Here is a 16,924-nt window from a genome sequence, read left to right on the forward strand (position 1 = left end):
CTTCTCGGGAACGGCCGTCTGATCCGGGGGTTCAGCGGCGGCGACTACGACGGTCACGGATACCAGTCCTGACGCGCCTGCACCCGTGAAATGGGAGGAGGCGCGGTGGCTCAGGACACCGATGCCCTCGTGGCCATGACGCGAATCCTTTCACCGCACTGCCGTGTCACCAGATTGTCCGGCGGGGCACTCATCGCGGATTGGAAGCGGACGCGTTTTCTGGGAATGACGACGGCTGACGTCCAGAAGTTCGCCGGCGTGACGTCTGAGGAACGTGCGGAACTCGTCACCGGTCTCGTCCGAGCCGGATGCGCGACGGCCCGCCGAAAAGCGTACGTGGACGCCGAGATCGGGCTCTGGCTCCGCAGCGTGCACCTTCTGATCCGCACTCTGGGTTTCGGACGCGTCCTTCGGCTGCTGCCGCTGGCCGCCCCCGGCTACGCCCGCGCGGACACGCCTTCTCCGCAGGACGTCGCGCGATTGAAACGAGCGGTCCAAGCACACGGCCGCAGAAGCTGGTTCGTCGACGACGACTGCAAGTCCGAGGCCGTGACGGCATTCGTCCTTCTGCGACGGCGCGGCTTCAAGGCCACGCTGCATGTCGGTGTGCGTGAGCACCCGTTCGCCCTGCACGCGTGGACGGCGGCGGCCGGACTGTGCATTCCGGCCGCCGCTCCGCGAGGGCACGCCTTCACGCCGGTTCTCTCGATCGGCAGCGGAAGCGGGTGACATGGAAGCGCTCCGGCTCGACTGGTCCGGGGGCATGGCGAAGCTCTGGACCACCGAGGCCATGGTCCGACAGGGACTCGTGACGACGGTCACCTCTCAGGTCGGCACCGCGGCGGTCGTCGGGTGGGCCGGCTCGGTCCATGACCGCCGGACAGGCGCACGCGCTCTCCTCGACGCCTTCGGCCGCCCCGGAGCCGAACCGCCACTGCCGACCGGTGACTTCGCGGCAGTTCTGGTGTACCGCGACCGTGTGTTGCTGATCCGGGACGAGCAGGCACGCATCCCGCTGTTCTTCAGAGAGTCCGACGGCCGCGTGAGCGCTGCGAGCACCTCGGCGCGCAGCCTGGGCGACGCCGCGGAGCTGGAACGCCGTTACTTCTGCCGTTACCTGACCGGCAACCTGGCCCAACAGCACTCGGAGTTGAGCCCGTTCACGGGGGTACACCGTGTTCTCGGCGGCGAGGTGGTGGAGCTTTCGGCCGCCGGGCGGATGCGGGGCCGGGCCGCGCTTCGCACCTGTCGGGTCGACGAGCCAACGGCTCCGGCCCCGGACGGGCTCGGCCTCAGCGGGGCCGGGCAGGACCTGCGCCGCGCCCTGGAGCATGCCGTCGGGCGCCGCCTGGGCAGGACGACCGCATGCCACGTCTCCGGAGGCACCGACTCCACCAGCGTCGCATTGCTCGCGGCGCGCCTGCTCGCGGAGACAGCGGGCACTTCCGCCGACCTGGTCCTGCTCGCCGGGCGCTTCGGCAGGGGAGAACTGGCCGGCGAGCGGCCGTACCTCGACGAGGCGATCGAGGCGGTCCGCCGGCACGCACCAGCGGCCCATCCGGTGATCGTCGAGGCCGACGACGTGGCCGACTTCGATGATTTCCAGCGCCATGCGGGAGACCCGGACGAGCCTCATCCCCACGCCTTCCGCGCCCCGTTCTGGAGCAGGCTGCATGCCGACGTGGCAGAGCTCGGCTGCGACATCCTGCTGACAGGCTGCGGAGCCGAGCCGGTCGTGGACACCAACCCGCTTCACCTGCACCGGCTGGCCCGCTCCGGGCGGCTCCGGGAGCTGACGAGGCAGGCACGTGCCCGTGCCGCCGCCGGTGAACGAGGGGTGCGGGAGATCGTCCGTACCCATGTGGTGCAGCCGACGCTTCCGCTGATGGCCGAACGGGTCACCAGGCTGGTCCATCGCGGAACGGTACTCGGGGGGCTTGGCAACTTCACCCGCCCACCCTGGCTGCGACCCGGATTCGCGCGGGCTCACGGCTACCGCGCGGCCAGCATCGCCGAGAGCCGTTTCGTGTTCGGGAGCAGGCCGGAACAGTCGCTCTACGACGCGGCCAACTACCTCGCTGCTCCCGACCCGTTGTCCTGGCGCTACGCACAGCAGCACGGGTTCTTCCTCTCGCACCCCTTCCTCGACCCGGAGGTGATCGCGACGATGCGGCACCTCCCCACCGACACCACGTCGCAAGGAGGCCGTTCGAAGGCGGTGCTGCGCGCAGCCATGGCGGATCTGCTCCCGCCCGGGATCCATGGCCGCACGGCCAAGATCCCCTTCAACGACCTCTACGTCCGTGGTCTGCGGGCACATGGCGACGAACTCATCGACCTCTGCCGCGCCGCACGGCATCCGCTCATAGCGGAGATGTTCGACATCGACACCCTGTGCCGGGCGGTGAGGGAGGCTCAGCTGGGGATGGGCGACTCGTACTCCTGGGACCGTATGAACGGCTCGCTGGCCTTGGTGGTGTGGCTGGAGCGACTGCTGGATCAGCGTTCACCGGCACCCGGTGCGGCCGTGCCGGTCATTGCCGGCCCTTGATGTCCCAGAGGGTCCGCTCGACCGGGCCTGTCTCGATGATCCGGATGCCGTACCGGTTCTCGCCCTCTTCACTTGACTCGGCCTTGCCGTGTTTGATGGTGATAGTCTCCAGAATGTTTGCGCCGTGCGTGCCGAACTGCCAAAAGACATCAATGTACCGAGGGTCTCTAGTTTCCCTGTCGATCGCGTTGTTCTCATGAATCCTGCTCTCGTACATGATGGAGTCGAAAGCCTTTTTGCCCTTCACCCATTGGGGCACTTGGTTGCCGCTCCAGCTGTAACCCTTGGACCTGAGGCGATCCAGGGACACACGATCCTTGCGCGTGAGGTGCGCGCTGGCGTAGAACGCGACCTGATCGTACGGTGTGTTCATAGGTAGTTGTACAACGACCCGGGCGGTGACGATATCGTTCGCACCGATCGGATCTCCGTACCGCATCCACGGTTGGGCCTCCACCAACTGGCCCGGCTGATGAACCTCTCTGCGTGACAGCGGATTCGTTCGCTCGAATGATTTCCAATTCTCGGCGTCGATTCGCCATTGCCGACGGAGTCGGTCCTGCGGGCTCAGCGACACCTTTTGCGCCATGGCGTGCAATTCGGTGCCGAGCACGTCGAAACTCACATCGCTGTGGTTCTCAAGGGTGATGTTGACCGGAACGGAGAAAGCCTTGCCGTCCTTGCTCGGCACAGGATCGTCCATGGTCAGCTTGATGATGGGCCTGACCTCGCGCTGGGACGGCAGGTAGAGGTTCTGGTAGCCGAAGTTTGCCAGCGCGATGACGGTGGTGGCGAGCAGCGCTGTTGCTACTCGCTTCGGTGTGGGAATCACCTTCAATGTCCGTCCCACGGCAAATACCGCCCATGCTGAACCTGCCGTGAGGGCGCCGAACAATACCTTGTATCTGATCGCGTCGGCGTTCCTCAGCAACTCGACGAAGAGAAGCGAGTTGGCAAGGAAAGCCACGAAAGCTGCAAATAGGGCGATAATTCCAGAGCTGTCGCAGGTGCGCCGCAGCCAGTGATCCGCGAGTGCGCCGGCGCCCACCAGTGAGGTGAGGGCGACCGCGATGAGTACGGCACCGGTGAGGCGACCGGGAAAGGTAAGAGCGCTGAGCAGGTCCCTGGCACCGAAATTGCCCAGCGTCGCGCTCGTCAGTAGCAGGACCACCGTGATCACGATCAAGGACACGCGTGATTGTTTTTTGCGCTCCAGCGCTCGTTGCGCCCGCTGACGCGACGCGTCGCGCGAGTTGTTGCGAAGGCTCATGCGGCCACCCGCTGACGCGGCAGGCTGTGCAGCCCCATGCCGACGGCAAGCGGCCTCACCGGTCGGCGTCGACCTGTGTCGACCGTTTTCACGGGCGCCTCCTTTTCGGACCACAGCAGACCGAGGGGCCTGCCTTCCGGGATTTCGTGATCATCGTCTCCGGTGATCCGTTCGATCGCCATTCGCGTGCCTCCGGATGCAGGGTCATTGCATGATTGAGATCTGTCCGGGTTCGTCACGTGAGGCCGAGGGTTCGTAGGGGCCGGAGGTAGTCGCGGCCGGTGTGGCGGAGGGCGGCGGCGATGTTGGTCTGGCCGTCCTGGGGTCCCAGTAGTTCTCGCCGAAAAAACAAGGCTAAGCGGCTGCGGTCCAGCTCAGAGCGCGGATCTGAGTGTTGTGGCCTCGTCGTGCTTGCGCAGCATGCGCATGACGGTCGCGGGAGCTGGGTGCTGACCACGCTTCCTGCCGGTGCGGATCACCAGCCGGGAAGCGATCTCGCGCAGTGACAGGCGTTCCTGGTCGCGCAGCCGGAGGGCGGTGGCGAGCATGTCTTCGTCGGAGACCTTGACGCCGCCGATCGCCTTGCCGTTCTTGCGGGCGGTTTCCTGGCCTTCGAGTGTCTTGTCGCGGATGTAGTCGCGTTCGGACTCGGCCATGGCGGCGAAGAAGGCGAACAGCGCGGCGCCGTGGCCGGCCGGGTCGTGCTTCCCTGCGAGGGGGCCGGTGAGGAACTCCAGCTCGATCTCGGCGTCGCGCAGTTCCTCGGCAACCTTCAGCAGTTCCAGGGCGCCGCGGCCCAGGCGTTTCATCTCGTGCACCACGAGCGTGACCTTCGCCCCCAGCGAGCGGTACTCGCGGGCCGCCGCCAGGGCCGCCTTCATCTCGGGGCGCTCGCGGACCCTGGTGCTGATCTGTTCCTGGAACAGCCGGTGCACGCCGGACGCTTCGAGGGAGTCGACCTGGGACTGGATCTCCTGCGTGCGGGTCGAGACCCGGGCGTACGCGAGCCGGACTTCTATCGACACGGCCGGCGCCGCAAGCTTCTGCACCAGCAGGGTCTGCCAGGCGGAGCCGGGGTGCCGGACAGCGGGGGTGGCGACGTGCAGTTCGGAGCGGAGCGCGGGGACGAGCTGGAAGCGGGCGGTGTGGTACTTGAGTGCGACCTTGCCGGAGGTGGTGCGGCAGGGCGAGCCCGCCGGGGCCCGGCAGGTGGACATCGGGCAGACGTGCGACTCGACTAGCCGGTACGGATCGGTGATCACGATGGGATCGTTTCAGGAGTGCGTTTCACGGGTCAAGAGGAAGGAAACGACCTGTGAAACATATCGACCTGCGGCAACGCAGGCGACGCCCCGTGTTGAAACGGGGACCACCTATGAAACACGGATCACTCTCGGTGAGCGGGAAAGGCGTGCCGACGTCCAGCGATGACGATGATGAGCGCGGCGACGAGGAGCGCGAGGCTTCCCCATGCCAGTGACAGGGCGCCGAACCCGCCGAGCAGCAGCCCGCCCAGGATCCCTCCGCCGGCGATTCCCAGGTTCCAGCCGGTCACCGCGACCGACTGGACGGTGTCCACGGCGTCTTTGGCCGCGTTGGAGACGGCCGTCTGCAGCAGGCTGGCCGCTCCGCCGAATGCGAGCCCCCACAGGGCTGCGCTGGTGAACACCGCTGCGGGCAGGTCGGCCAGAAGACCGAGCGCGAGAACTGCCAGCGCGAAGAGCGCGGTGCTGGTGATCATGAGGCGCCGCAGGTGCCGGTCGATGTGGATACCCGTGATCCAGATGCTGACCAGGGACGCGGCACCGAAGACGAGCAGTACGGCGCTGACACTACCGCCCATGCCCTCCGGCGCGAGGAAGGACGCGATGTAGGTGTAGAGCACGTTGTGTGCCATGACGTAGAGCAGGATGACGGCGACGCCCGGGAGCACCCCGGGGATGGTGAAGACCCGTCCGAGGGACGTGCGCTCGCCCTTGGCCTGTCCCGGGTGATTCGGTACGGCCGCGAGGACCCAGCCGATCACCAGGGCGGCGAGCAGGGCCATGACGCCGAACGTGCCCCGCCAGCCGATCAGGCCGGCGAGCAGTGTTCCCGCGGGTGTGCCGATCGCGAGGGCGACAGGGGTGCCCGAGAGTGCGATGGTCACGGCCTTGCCGTACTGGTGCGGCTGCACCATGCGGCGGGCGTATCCGGCGGTCAGGCCCCACAGTGCCCCCGCGAACACCCCCGCGACGAATCGGGCGGCCAGCGTCAGTGCGAAGCTGCTGGACAGGCCGGTGGTGATGCTGGTGACGACGTATCCGGCAAGGGCGAGGAGCAGGAGGCGTCGGCGTGGCCACTGCATCGTCGCGCTGATCAGCGGGATGGCGCCCGCGATGGATCCGATCGCGAACACGGTCACGGTCTGGCCGGCTGACGCCTGCGAAACCCCGAGACCGCGGCTGATCGCCGGCAGAATCCCCGCCGGCATCGTTTCGAGCATGATCGTGACGAAGCCGCCGGCCGCGAGGGCGAGCAGCCCGGCGAGGGGGAGACGGTCCGACCGGACGCTCCGGCCGGCCGGAGCGTCTGTGTGCTGTACTTGGGTCATAAACCCTACGGTGCATGGTTGACATTAGTGTCAGGGTCAAACCGGGAACGGTAGGCGGGAAGTGAGGACGGACACATGCGCATCGGAGAGCTGGAGAAGCTGACGGATACACCGGCGCGATCGCTGCGGTACTACGAAGCCCAGGGGCTGATCGAACCGCGGCGGCTGGCCAACGGGTACCGCGAATACGACGAGTACCTGGTCGACCGCGTGATCCAGATCCGCGGACTGATCGACAGCGGAATCCCCACCCGGATCATCAAGCAGATGATGCCGTGCCTCGGCAAGCCCCGCGAGATCGTTGTCGAGGACGCCGACCCGGAACTGCTGACCCTTCTCGCACGCGAACGCGACCGGATGACGGCCCGCATCGACTGCCTCATCCTCAACAGGGACGCCATCGACGGCTACATGGAAGCCGTCAGCCGGGCGAAGGCCGGGCGAGTCTCCCTCGGCGCCGCGTAGGCGCGCCGCTGTCCGGACCAGGGCCGCGTCTTGTCCGGCCCGGGCCACTGTCTTGGCTGAGCGGATCGGTCGGATTTGACCTTGACACTAATGTCAGGCATGCATGGTAGGGCTCAGTAGGGGCGGGAGCTCGTGCCCCAGTCATGAGCGGCACCGGCTCCCGTCCGGATGATCAGCCCGAAGGGATACGCCCCGCATGACCATCTCAGCCCACGCCGCCCGCCCCGCAGAGGCTTCTGGCACCTTCCGCCTCGGCGGCGACCTTGCGATCAACCGTCTCGGCTACGGCACGATGCAGCTGACCGGCAAGGGCGTCTGGGGCGAGCCGAAGGACCGCGACGAAGCCGTCCGTGTGCTGAGGCGCGCCGTCGAGCTCGGCGTGAACTTCTTCGACACCGCCGACGCCTACGGCCCCGAAGTCACCGACAACCTCCTGCGCGAGGCCCTGCACCCCTACGGTGACGACATCGCCATCGCGACGAAGGTCGGCCAGACCCGCCAGGGCCCCAACCTCTGGACGCCCCTCGGACGCCCCGATTACCTCCGCCAGCAGGCCGAGCTGAGCCTGCGCCGTCTCGGTGTGGAGCGTATCGACCTGTTCCAGCTCCACCGCATCGACCCCGACACCCCGTTCGAGGACCAGATCGGCGAGCTGAAGAAGCTCCAGGACGAGGGCAAGATCCGCCACATCGGCCTCAGCGAGGTCACCATAGCGGAGGTCAAGGCGGCGCAGGAGATAGCGCCGATCGTCTCCGTGCAGAACCTCTACAACCTCGCCGACCGCTCCTCGGAAGAACTGCTCGACTGGTCGACCGAGCAGGGCATCGGCTTCATCCCCTGGTTCCCGCTCGCCACCGGACAGCTCACCGGCGAGGGCAGCCCGCTCTCCGAACTCGCCAAGCAGCACGACTCCTCACCGTCGCAGCTCGCCCTCGCCTGGCTCCTCAAGCGCTCCCCCGTGATGCTCCCGATCCCGGGGACGTCGAGCGTCGCGCACCTCGAGGACAACCTGGCCGGCGCGATCATCCAGCTCACCGACGATGAGTTCGACGCACTGTCAGAGGCCGGTGCATAGTCACCGCACCAGCACACACACCCTGCCCCGGGCACCGCGCCCGGGCCGACGTGGCCGGCCATCACCGCGAAGAAGGGCCAACACCCCTCCCCCGCGACCGTCATGCGGATGCCGCGCGAGCACAACGAGGAAGCCGCGCGGTGACGCGGACGCGGTGCCTTCGACGGGCGAAAGGCGGCCGGCCCGGCCCGCCAGGCGCCCGGCGCCGAGGCATCCGCGGCCGTCCGGGGAATCCGTGCCCGCAGGTGTGAGGACATTCCCCGAGGCGTCGGGCATCACGTATATCGCCGACCACGCTCCGGGATGACCGCCCATTTGACATTGACATTAGTGTCAATGTTTAACCATGGGGTCACGAGGCGCGAAACGAGACCGTGTCGAGCGGCTGTTCCGCTGTTCTTCGTGACACCTTCGAGTATGCGGTCGATGACTGAAACAAGGTGTCCGCCCGCAATGGCCCTCTGAACGGAGTGCACATCATGACCGTCACCAATCGCCTGAATGTCATCCGTCAATCGCCCGCCTATTGGCGCGTCGTCATCCACAATCCCCCGTTGAACCTCTTCGACCCGGAAATGTTCGCGGAACTGAACGTGCTAATGGACGAGATCGAGGGCGACGCCGATCTCAGGATCGTCGTTTTCGAGAGCGGGGACGAGGACTTCTTCGTCAACCACCACGATCTTGCGAGCCATGGCGTGGTGCCGGATCAGCAGGGCGCCGCGTCCTTCGACCACTGGCCGAGCTTCGTGACCCGGCTCGCGCAGTCTTCCGTACTCAGCGTGGCAAAGGTCCGCGGCCGCGCCCGGGCGCAGGGGTTCGAATTCGCCCTTGCCTGCGACATCCGCTTCGCATCGAAGGAACGGGCGGTGTTCTCACTGATCGAGGTCGCCGGTGCCACGGTGCCGGGCGGCGGCGGCATCGAATGGCTCTCCGCCCTCGTGGGACGCTCGCGATCCCTCGAAATCATCCTGGGCGCGGACGACTTCGACGCGGACATCGCCGAACGATACGGCTGGGTCAACCGATCCGTTCCCGACAGTGAACTCGACGCATTCGTCGATGCCTTCGCCCAACGCGTGAGCCGTTTCGAGAAGCGCGCGCTGGAGGTCAGCAAGAAGCTGGTCAATGCGCGCGCCGGCGTTCCCTCGGAAGGAGACCTCTGGGTCTCCAACCATGTGCTCGCCGGAGTAGACGCCTGGCCCGAAGCGTCGGCGATGCTCACGAAGCTGAACGCCGCCGGATTCGGTCAGAGCCGTGATTTCGAGTTGAACCTTGCCGAGAACCTTGGCAGCCTTTCATCCGAATGACCGCACTGTCGATGCGATTCGGCACAAGCCACGATGGATTGCCGGTCGCGGTTCAGCTCGCCGCCCCCTGGCACTCTGAGTCCACTGCCTTGTACCTCGCATCGCTGCCGGATTCCATCAGCGCCGTGCGCGACCTGCACCCCAGGGTGTGAACGGTCGACGGGCCGACGTCTCTTGACGGCGGCCCGTCGACCGTCCACTGCCCTGTGCCGAAGCGCCCCTGGGCACGCGAGCAGCAACACCGTGCGCCCGTGGGGCGCCGCCGAGGCCGAGTGCCGCTACAGCCCGGCTCCGGACTCGTCCGTCCCAGCGGTCCGCAGCGGCCGGTGCCCCTTCTCGTCGAGCTGGGCCAGTTCGTGCTCGTAGTCGATGGTGATGGAGCCGTAGTAGTTGACCACCGAGCTGCGGGCCGGGGAGATGTGCGCCAGAACCTCGGTGTCCACCTCGCGGCCCGCTTAGCGCAGTTCACCGACGGCCAGGCCCATGTACTCGGTATGCCAGCAGACGGCCGCGTTCGTCACCACCGTCAGGCACCACGCCTGCTCGTTCTGCTGCTCGGGCTGACGACGGGTGATCTTGCCCTCGCGGGCGTAATGGAGCTGGCGCCGCAGCGCGTGCAGCGACTCGCCCTTGTTCAGCTGACGGGCGATCTTGCGCCTATAGCCCTCGTACGACAGGTACTTCACCGCGTAGATCGTGCGCCGAATAGCCCCGTACTCCTTCAGCGCGGCGGCCAGCGCGTTCTGCCGGAAGGACGCGGAGAGGTTGCCGACGATCAGGGAGGCGGTGGCGTGCCCGTACTTCAATGATCCGGCCAGGCGGAGCGGGTCGTCCCAGTGGTCGGCGACCAGGTCGAGGCTGGCCTTCTTCGTCAGCAGCGGCCCCGCCTTCGGGAACCGCTCCTCGTAGTCGGCCTTCGCGCCCATCCGATACAGGGTGATCTTGCCCAGGTCCCGGATGCGCGGCGAGAGCTGCTTGCCGACCAGGTCAAACAGGCCGAAGTTAACCAGGGTGACGCCATGCGTGTCCGTGGCGTGCTCGGTGATCGGCAGGTCCGTGGCGTTGCCCAGGATCTGGTCCAGCACATAGTGGGCCTCGCGGTGCGTGGCCACGATGACCTTCGTGCCGAACGTGGAGTGCTGGTCGGAGACATGGGTGTAGGTGGAAATGCCCTCGGACACGAAGTACTTGTTCAGGTGCCGGGCAGTGATCGACTTGCCCCTCGTGGGAAACGCTGCCCGTCCGAGGACGACAGCGTGCCGGAGCCGAACATCGCCGTCACCGGCAGCTTGTGGTGGTAGTTGACCAGGCAGATGTTCGCGTCGCGCAGCGTCTCCTCGCGGATGTACCACTCCGCCGTCCACGCGAGCACGTCGTACGGGATGCCACAGGACGCGGCCATCCCGTGCAATCCGAGGTTCGTGGAGAGCCCGATCACGCAGGCGATCAGATTCCTTTTGAGCTGCGGGGAACGGGCCTGCTTGCCGCCGGCGTGGACGAAGCAGTCCAGGAAACCGGTGTGCCGGTCCATCTCCACCAGCAGCGAGGCGATCGGCACGTTCGGCAGCATCCGCTCCAGCTCGGCGTGTAGATCCTCGGCTTCGGTGGGGATGTCCTCCGCGGTGAGCGGCGAGATGACCAGCTCCCCGGCGTCGTTCAGCCGGACCGGCCCGTCGCCGCGCCCCAGGACCTCCTCCAGGTCACCCAGAGCCTCATCCAGTTCGTCCATCACCAGCGGCAGCGCCTGTGAGGCGTCGGGGCTCTTGTGCTCTTGCCGACCAGGCGGCAGAACTCCCTACGGTGCATCTCCCACTGGGCGGGCTTGAAAAGGTAGGCAGCCGGGTTGTCGTAGCGGCGCGAGCCGGCACGAACACATCCCCCGACCGCAGGCCGTCGCGCAGTGCGAGCAGCGTGCACAGCTCCCAGTAGTGCCGGTACGCGGTCGCGTCTTTCTTGGCCGCGGCCTCGTCGAGGTAGCCCTGCCACCGGGTCGGTACGAACAGCGTCGGCGCCTTGTCGGGGACGTTGCGGGCGCCGGTCGCGTTCAGCTCCCGCAGAATCTCCAGGGCCTCGATCAGCGGCTTCGCCTCGGTGCCGCCTTGAACCGCACCGCCTCCAGCACCTTCGGCGCGAACTGGCGGATGTAGGTGTGGGAGCCTTCCAGGAGCGCCAGGTGCCCGTGGTCCTTCGGCAGCCGCACGGTGGCCCCGGCGTTGGCGGTGATCAGCCGGGACATACCGATCTTCCCGCGCAGCAGCGTCCCCACCGCCTCGTCCGGGATACCGGCATCAGCCAGCACCGGCAGGATCTCGTCCAACAGGGCGAGCCGGTCCTCCGAAAGCTTGGCCCGCTCGGCAAGCACCTCACGCAGCTTGATCCGGGCGCGGGACTCCGAGCCGGACAGAGTCTGGTCGAAGAGCTGGACGACGGAGTCAAGGACGTCGACGGAAGACTGCGCGAGCAGCGTCAGCAGGATCGGATGGCGCCGGTTGGGCTCGCGCCGCACCAGGGCCTGCGCGGTCAGCCGGCGCCCGATCTGGGCCAGGTAGCGGCGCCCGCTCGGCGGGCAGGGACGACATGTCCAGGGCGTCCGCGCCACGTCCCCGCAGGAACCTCAGCTTCTCGACCTCGACGCCCACGCTCGTCGGCGACGCCTGCACCGGCCCGGCCACCAGCCAGATCGACGACCAGCAGCCCGTCCAGGCCCTGAGCCCACTCGGGGTACAGCAGGTGCGCCACACGGGCGTGGGTCTCCCGCTCGGCGGCCTCGCGGGCGGTGGCGACCTTCTCCAGCAGCGAGACCACCCCCGGCCGAATCACCTTCGCCGAGCGCAGGTACTCACAGCCCAGCCTAAACAGCAGACTCGGGGAGTCGTGCTCCATCGCGCGGGCCAGCAGGAACTCATCCAGTTCCTTGTGCTCGATGGTCTTCGCGGGCTTCCACCCCAGGTACCCGGCGATCTCCTTCAGATGATCGGTACGGGTCTGCTCACGCTCTCCGTAGCCCGCCAGATCGGCGACAGCGAGGCCGAGCTGGCGGGCCAGGCGGCCGGCCGCCGTGGGCGGAGCGGCTGGCACCTCGACAGGGACGAAGCCAAGCCAGGGCAGCGTAGACAGCTGCACGGCGGCACCGAGCACGTTCTGGGCACGGCGGAACTTCCGCAAGAACGCCTCGTCGGCTGGAGGGAGGGTGAAGTAGCGGATCAGCTCGTCTTTGCCGATCGTCGGGAAGGACCGTAAGCCCTCCATCGCCCGGTCCGGATCACCCAGGAGATCAGCAGGCCGTCGGTGCCGTCATCACCCCATTCAGCGGTCCGGGCGGCGCATCCTCCACCTCGTCCGGGGGCCGTGGGATCGACGTGATCTCGGTAAGGTGCCGGTCTCCGACCTCGACGCCGCCCAGTGCGCTCCGCCGTCCTCGGCTCGGCACCGCTCACGGACGTCTTGCCACGCCGAGAGTCAGTTCGCCGCGCTCGGGGTGGAGCGGTGGTAGGAACGGGCGGAACTCCGCTCGGCGGGCGAAAGCCACCAACCGTCAAAGCCGCAGCGAGTACGCCCTGTTCACACCTCAGGAACTACAGATCGTCCAGCTCGCAGCGGAAGACCCCACGCGGCTTGGGATCACCTCCCACAGCGAATCACATATGAAACATTCTGGACATTAGCGAACAAGATTGCTATTACTTAGCGAGTTGCGCCACCAGAGTGAGTCACTCATAAAGGTGATGTTTTAGTGAAACGCAGAGAGTCGGCCGAGGAACTGCGGGGACTGCCGTTCCATGAGTTCGCCGTGGCCGCGGCTCGCGCCGTGGCTCAGGGCGCGGCCCTGATGGCGGCCGTATTCGGCGCGGCGGGTCTGTCTGGCTGGATCCTCGGCAACGGCGTCCTGAAGAGCGTGGTGCCCGGCGTTGCCGCGTCCATGAAGCCGGACACCGCCGTGGCTCTGCTGGTGCTGGGCCTCTCCGTGTTCATGGTGGCTCGCAGACCCGTGGCCTCGCGGGCGATCGCCGTGTCCCGGGCGGCCGCGCTCCTGGCCGCCTTGATCGGTGGGCTTGTCCTTGTGGAGTACATGACCGGGGCGAGCCTGGGCATCGATGAGTTTCTCTTCAGGGACGACACCGCGCGAGTGGCGACAGGGGTGCCGGGACGGATGGCACCGGACACGGCTGTGGCACTGGCGCTGGGGGGTGCGGCGTCCCTGTGCGCGAGCACATCCCGACTGCCCGCCTGGACGAGTCAGATCCCAGGCTTGGCCGTCCTCAGTCTGGGCATGCTGCGACTCTACGGGTTCGCCTACGCCGTGCCTGAGCTGGAACGGTTCGGTGACCACACGGGCATGGCTCTGCACACCGCGCTCGCCCTGGTGCTGCTGGGCCTCGCGGCCTTTGTGGCCCGACCGGAGGAAGGCCCTGCGGGCCTGCTGCTGAACGCGGGCACCACAGGCGCGCTGGGCCGCCGGCTGTTCGCCACCACCCTGGTGGCGCCGCTGCTGCTGGGCCGGGGCGTCCTGGCCGGTGAAGACGCGGGGCTGTACGGGACGCGTCTGGGCATCGCGCTGCTGGTGTGCGGTCACGTGGCCGTGTTCATCGTGGTCATCTTCGCCGCCTTGGTCGTGGGCCGCCGCATCGAGATGGCGCACGCGCGTGCCGAAGGGCAGGTGCGGCAGAACGAACTGCTGCAGGCATTCATGGACCACACGCCCGCGGTGATGTTCGTCAAGGACCTGGATGGTCGCTTCCTGGCGGTCAACACGAGGTTCGAGGAGAGCACGGGCCTGTCCCGCTCACGGGTACTGGGCTGCCGGGAACGGGACGTCATGCCGCCGGACATCGCGCATCAGGCGCGGCTGGCCGACCTCGACATGCTGGCACGGCGCACCCCCGTACAGCGGCAGGAGAGTTTCGACCTGCCAGGAGGTCAACGGGACTTCCTCACCACCTTGTTCCCACTCAACGATCCGTGTGGCTCGCCCTACGCCGTGGCCGGCGTGCTCGCCGACATCACCGAACGAGTAGCGGCCCAGCGCGAGGTTCAGCGGGCCAACCGGCGCTTCCTCGCGCTGCTGGAATCCGCACCCGACGCCACCCTGATCACGGACGGCGACGGCATCATCGTCATGGCCAACGCACAGGTGGAGTCACTGTTCGGCCATGCGCCGGCTGACATCGTCGGCGCCAAGGTCGAGGACCTGGTGCCCGGCCCGCGGCGTCCGTTGCACAGCACGCTGCTGCGCCGGTATCTGCGGCTGGCCGACCCGAAGCCGGCAGTCCTGGACCGGGGCATGTACGGGCTGCACAGCGACGGCGGTGTGTTCCCCGTCGAGGTGAGCGTCAGCACCTTCCAGGCCGAACAGGACACGCTGGTGTTCCTGACCGTGCGGGACATCACCGAGCGCAGACAGGCCGAGGCCGAACACACCGAGCGCTACGAGCAGCAACGACACATCGCCTACACCCTGCAGCACAGCCTCATGGGCGAGCCGCCCCGCCTGCCGCACCTGCCCAGCGCCCACCGGTACCTGGCGTCCGTCCAGGACCCTGGGCTCGGCGGTGACTGGTTCGACATCATTCCCCTGGACAGGAACCGCACCGGCATCGTCATCGGCGACGTGATGGGCCGGGGCCTGGACGCGGCGGCCGTCATGGGCCAGCTGCGCGCCGCCGCCCACGCCCTGGCCCGTACGGGCATACCCCCCTGCCAGGTCATGACCGGTCTTGACGCGTTCGTCAGCGACCTGGCGGACCAGCTGGTCACCTGCTGCTACCTGGCGATCGACCACGACGCCCGGGAGGTCACCCTGTGCTCGGCCGGACACCTCCCGGTTATCGCAGTGCCCCCCGGAGGAGCTGCCCACCGGCTGCGGGCACCGATCAGTGTGCCGCTGGGCGTCAACGATTCGTGCGGCGTCGGGCTGTCGTTCCAGGAGACGACTCATCGGCTGCCGCCGGGCAGCACTCTCGCGCTCTTCACCGACGGACTGGTCGAGAGACCCGGCACGGACATCGACTCCCAGATCGACGTCCTCGCGCGCACCCTCGACATCGCGCTGAAGGACGCTCCCGCCGGCCCGGAGATCCTCGATGAGGCCACGGCCCGGCTGATCGGGGCCCTCATTCCGGACCCGGTCGCCCATGACGACGACGTGACGCTGCTCCTGATCGCCATGCCCGAGCCGGAGGACGCCGCCGCGGGTCCGACCGCCCGGTCAGGGGCATTGCGTGATTGGGATTGGTCCGGTTCGCCGGTCTCGTGAATGACGTGGCGTCATGTCCGTTGTGCGACAAGGGGTCCCGGAGAGCAGAGCACGCACGGTGCTGGTGATCATGTGGTTGTCGAGACCCATGAGAACCGAGCGAGACCGTGCCTGCCCGAACATCATCGCCGATCCCTTCCATGCTGGAGCAACTGGGCTCCCCGACTGATTCCCTCACCTCAAGCGATGTCGCTGACCTGCGGCGTTACCTGACCCTGGTCGCCGATCCCCGCAATGTGCGGGGACTGCGCTATCCAGCGGTCGCGTTGCTGTGCGCGGCCGTCTCGGCGGTGCTGGCCGGGGCCCGCTCACTCATCGCGATCAGCGAGTGGATCGCGGATGCCCCGCAGTATGCGCTGGGTGTCCTTGGCTTCGCGGCCGATCCGCTCACCGGTCTGCGACCGGTACCGCACGCCGCAACGGTGCGCCGCCTGCTGCAGCATGTGGACGGTGATGCCCTGGACGCGGCAATCGGCGCGTTTCTGCAGGCCAGAACTCCACATCCGGCCGAGTCGGAGGCGAAGAAGGGACCGGTGCGGCGGGTGATCGCGGTCGACGGCAAGGTGGTACGCGGTTCGCGGACCAAGACCGCCACGGCGATCCAGCTACTGGCCGCGATGGACCACCACGGCGTGGTCCTGGCCCAGCGCCAGGTCGCCTCCAAGAGCAACGAGATCCCCGCCTTCGCACCCCTTGTGCGTGGCCTGGATCTGCAGAACGCGGTGGTGACCGCCGACGCGCTGCACACCCAGCATGATCACGGGGCCTATCTGATCGGCCGCGGCGCTCACTACGTGGCTGTCGTGAAGAAGAACCATCCGGGCCTGTACGCCCAGGTCAGGAAGCTGCCCTGGCGGGACATCCCGCTCGGGCACCGCACCCGCGACCACGCCCACCATCGCGACGAGATCCGCCGGCTCAAAGTCGCCGCGTTCAGCCACCTGGACTACCCCGGCGCCCGGCAGGCCATCCAAGTGGTGCGATGGCGACACGACTTGAGCACCGGAAAGCTGGCCATCGAGCGCGTCTACCTGATCACCAGCCTGAGCATCTTCGACGCCACCTGCACTGAACTCGCCACCTGGATCAGAGGCCACTGGGGCATCGAGAACCTCCTGCACCACGTCCGGGACCGCACGTTCCGCGAGGACGACTCCAAGGTCCGCACAGGCACCCTGCCCCGCGCCATGGCTTCCCTGCGCAACCTTGCGATCAGCGTCTTCCGCCAGGACGGCCAGACCAACATCGCCGCCGCCCTCCGCCACACCGGCCGCGACTACCTCCGGCCCCTACGAACCCTCGGCCTCACGTGACGAACCCGGACAGATCTCGATCATGCAATGACCCTGCCTCCGGATGGGAGCCCCGTGCGTCACCGCGTCTCTCGCCGGGGTACTTCTGTAGAGG

14 protein-coding genes and 2 pseudogenes are annotated in these 16,924 nt (G+C 67.5%); 7 read left to right on the forward strand and 9 right to left on the reverse strand.

All coding sequences use genetic code 11. The features are described 5' to 3' along the window. The first annotated feature begins 105 nt into the window (after positions 1-105). Together ACGFZQ_RS14305 and ACGFZQ_RS14310 are read left to right on the forward strand one after the other, a co-directional pair. Complete coding sequence (locus ACGFZQ_RS14305) at positions 106-729, forward strand: lasso peptide biosynthesis B2 protein (RefSeq protein WP_393840602.1); 624 nt, start codon at positions 106-108, stop codon at positions 727-729. Position 730: 1 nt separating this feature from the next. After that, complete coding sequence (locus ACGFZQ_RS14310) at positions 731-2,551, forward strand: asparagine synthase-related protein (RefSeq protein ID WP_393840603.1); 1,821 nt, start codon at positions 731-733, stop codon at positions 2,549-2,551. Here ACGFZQ_RS14310 and ACGFZQ_RS14315 read toward each other — a convergent pair. The 4 genes from ACGFZQ_RS14315 to ACGFZQ_RS14330 all read right to left on the reverse strand — a co-directional run bounded on the left by ACGFZQ_RS14315 (position 2,535) and on the right by ACGFZQ_RS14330 (position 6,414). Beyond that, entirely contained in the window at positions 2,535-3,821 is a 1,287-nt protein-coding gene (locus tag ACGFZQ_RS14315) for a tripartite tricarboxylate transporter TctB family protein (protein WP_393840604.1), read from the reverse strand. The two genes, ACGFZQ_RS14310 and ACGFZQ_RS14315, sit on opposite strands and share 17 nt — an antisense overlap. Further along, positions 3,818-4,003 (reverse strand): hypothetical protein, encoded by a 186-nt coding sequence (locus ACGFZQ_RS14320; protein WP_393840605.1) that lies wholly within the window; start codon positions 4,001-4,003, stop codon positions 3,818-3,820. Before ACGFZQ_RS14320 ends, ACGFZQ_RS14315 begins: the two co-directional genes overlap by 4 nt. 192 nt (positions 4,004-4,195) lie before the next feature. Continuing rightward, a complete protein-coding gene (locus ACGFZQ_RS14325; protein ID WP_393840606.1) occupies positions 4,196-5,083 on the reverse strand; it encodes a recombinase family protein in 888 nt (295 codons plus the stop codon). Positions 5,084-5,208: 125 nt separating this feature from the next. Continuing rightward, positions 5,209-6,414, reverse strand: coding sequence for an MFS transporter (locus ACGFZQ_RS14330; RefSeq protein WP_393840607.1), 1,206 nt, complete (start codon positions 6,412-6,414; stop codon positions 5,209-5,211). 75 nt (positions 6,415-6,489) lie between these two features. Between ACGFZQ_RS14330 and ACGFZQ_RS14335 the strand changes: the two genes are divergently transcribed. The 3 genes from ACGFZQ_RS14335 to ACGFZQ_RS14345 all read left to right on the forward strand — a co-directional run bounded on the left by ACGFZQ_RS14335 (position 6,490) and on the right by ACGFZQ_RS14345 (position 9,264). Continuing rightward, positions 6,490-6,879, forward strand: a complete 390-nt coding sequence (locus tag ACGFZQ_RS14335; RefSeq protein ID WP_393840608.1) for a MerR family transcriptional regulator — start codon at positions 6,490-6,492, stop codon at positions 6,877-6,879. Positions 6,880-7,075: 196 nt separating this feature from the next. After that, on the forward strand, positions 7,076-7,954 hold the full coding sequence (locus tag ACGFZQ_RS14340) for an aldo/keto reductase (RefSeq protein WP_393840609.1): 879 nt from the start codon (positions 7,076-7,078) through the stop codon (positions 7,952-7,954). 479 nt (positions 7,955-8,433) lie between these two features. Then, complete coding sequence (locus ACGFZQ_RS14345; protein WP_393840610.1) at positions 8,434-9,264, forward strand: enoyl-CoA hydratase/isomerase family protein; 831 nt, start codon at positions 8,434-8,436, stop codon at positions 9,262-9,264. 278 nt (positions 9,265-9,542) lie between these two features. Here the strand turns inward: ACGFZQ_RS14345 and ACGFZQ_RS14350 are convergent, their stop codons facing one another. From ACGFZQ_RS14350 to ACGFZQ_RS14370, 5 genes and pseudogenes are all read right to left on the reverse strand, one after another. Further along, entirely contained in the window at positions 9,543-9,707 is a 165-nt protein-coding gene (locus ACGFZQ_RS14350; RefSeq protein WP_393840611.1) for a hypothetical protein, read from the reverse strand. Positions 9,708-9,719: 12 nt separating this feature from the next. After that, positions 9,720-10,993: pseudogene (locus tag ACGFZQ_RS14355) on the reverse strand (transposase). Positions 10,994-11,338: 345 nt separating this feature from the next. After that, on the reverse strand, positions 11,339-11,770 hold the full coding sequence (locus ACGFZQ_RS14360; protein ID WP_393840612.1) for a hypothetical protein: 432 nt from the start codon (positions 11,768-11,770) through the stop codon (positions 11,339-11,341). A gap of 14 nt (positions 11,771-11,784) precedes the next feature. Further along, the gene (locus ACGFZQ_RS14365; RefSeq protein WP_393840613.1) at positions 11,785-12,513 is read right to left on the reverse strand and encodes a DUF4158 domain-containing protein; all 729 of its coding nucleotides are present in this window, start codon (positions 12,511-12,513) and stop codon (positions 11,785-11,787) included. Next, positions 12,468-12,679 (reverse strand): annotated as a pseudogene (locus ACGFZQ_RS14370) (hypothetical protein); the annotation flags it as partial. The gene ACGFZQ_RS14365 and the pseudogene ACGFZQ_RS14370, both read right to left, overlap by 46 nt. Before the next feature lie 318 nt (positions 12,680-12,997). On the opposite strand from ACGFZQ_RS14370, the gene ACGFZQ_RS14375 reads away from it, so the two are divergent. Further along, the gene (locus tag ACGFZQ_RS14375) at positions 12,998-15,517 is read left to right on the forward strand and encodes a PAS domain S-box protein (protein ID WP_393840614.1); all 2,520 of its coding nucleotides are present in this window, start codon (positions 12,998-13,000) and stop codon (positions 15,515-15,517) included. A gap of 140 nt (positions 15,518-15,657) precedes the next feature. After that, positions 15,658-16,830, forward strand: a complete 1,173-nt coding sequence (locus ACGFZQ_RS14380; RefSeq protein WP_393840615.1) for an ISAs1 family transposase — start codon at positions 15,658-15,660, stop codon at positions 16,828-16,830. The last annotated feature ends 94 nt before the right edge of the window (positions 16,831-16,924 follow it).

Origin of the sequence: Streptomyces sp. NPDC048254 (assembly GCF_043201895.1) — a bacterium.
Lineage (GTDB): Bacteria > Actinomycetota > Actinomycetes > Streptomycetales > Streptomycetaceae > Streptomyces.

Bases quoted from the DNA above. Each gene is read 5' to 3' on its own strand.
- ACGFZQ_RS14310 (WP_393840603.1), top strand. From the start codon at position 731: ATGGAAGCGCTCCGGCTCGACTGGTCCGGGGGCATGGCGAAGCTCTGG.
- ACGFZQ_RS14315 (WP_393840604.1), bottom strand. From the start codon at position 3,821: ATGAGCCTTCGCAACAACTCGCGCGACGCGTCGCGTCAGCGGGCGCAA.
- ACGFZQ_RS14320 (WP_393840605.1), bottom strand. From the start codon at position 4,003: ATGGCGATCGAACGGATCACCGGAGACGATGATCACGAAATCCCGGAA.
- ACGFZQ_RS14330 (WP_393840607.1), bottom strand. From the start codon at position 6,414: ATGACCCAAGTACAGCACACAGACGCTCCGGCCGGCCGGAGCGTCCGG.
- ACGFZQ_RS14335 (WP_393840608.1), top strand. From the start codon at position 6,490: ATGCGCATCGGAGAGCTGGAGAAGCTGACGGATACACCGGCGCGATCG.
- ACGFZQ_RS14340 (WP_393840609.1), top strand. From the start codon at position 7,076: ATGACCATCTCAGCCCACGCCGCCCGCCCCGCAGAGGCTTCTGGCACC.
- ACGFZQ_RS14345 (WP_393840610.1), top strand. From the start codon at position 8,434: ATGACCGTCACCAATCGCCTGAATGTCATCCGTCAATCGCCCGCCTAT.
- ACGFZQ_RS14365 (WP_393840613.1), bottom strand. From the start codon at position 12,513: ATGGAGGGCTTACGGTCCTTCCCGACGATCGGCAAAGACGAGCTGATC.
- ACGFZQ_RS14380 (WP_393840615.1), top strand. From the start codon at position 15,658: ATGCTGGAGCAACTGGGCTCCCCGACTGATTCCCTCACCTCAAGCGAT.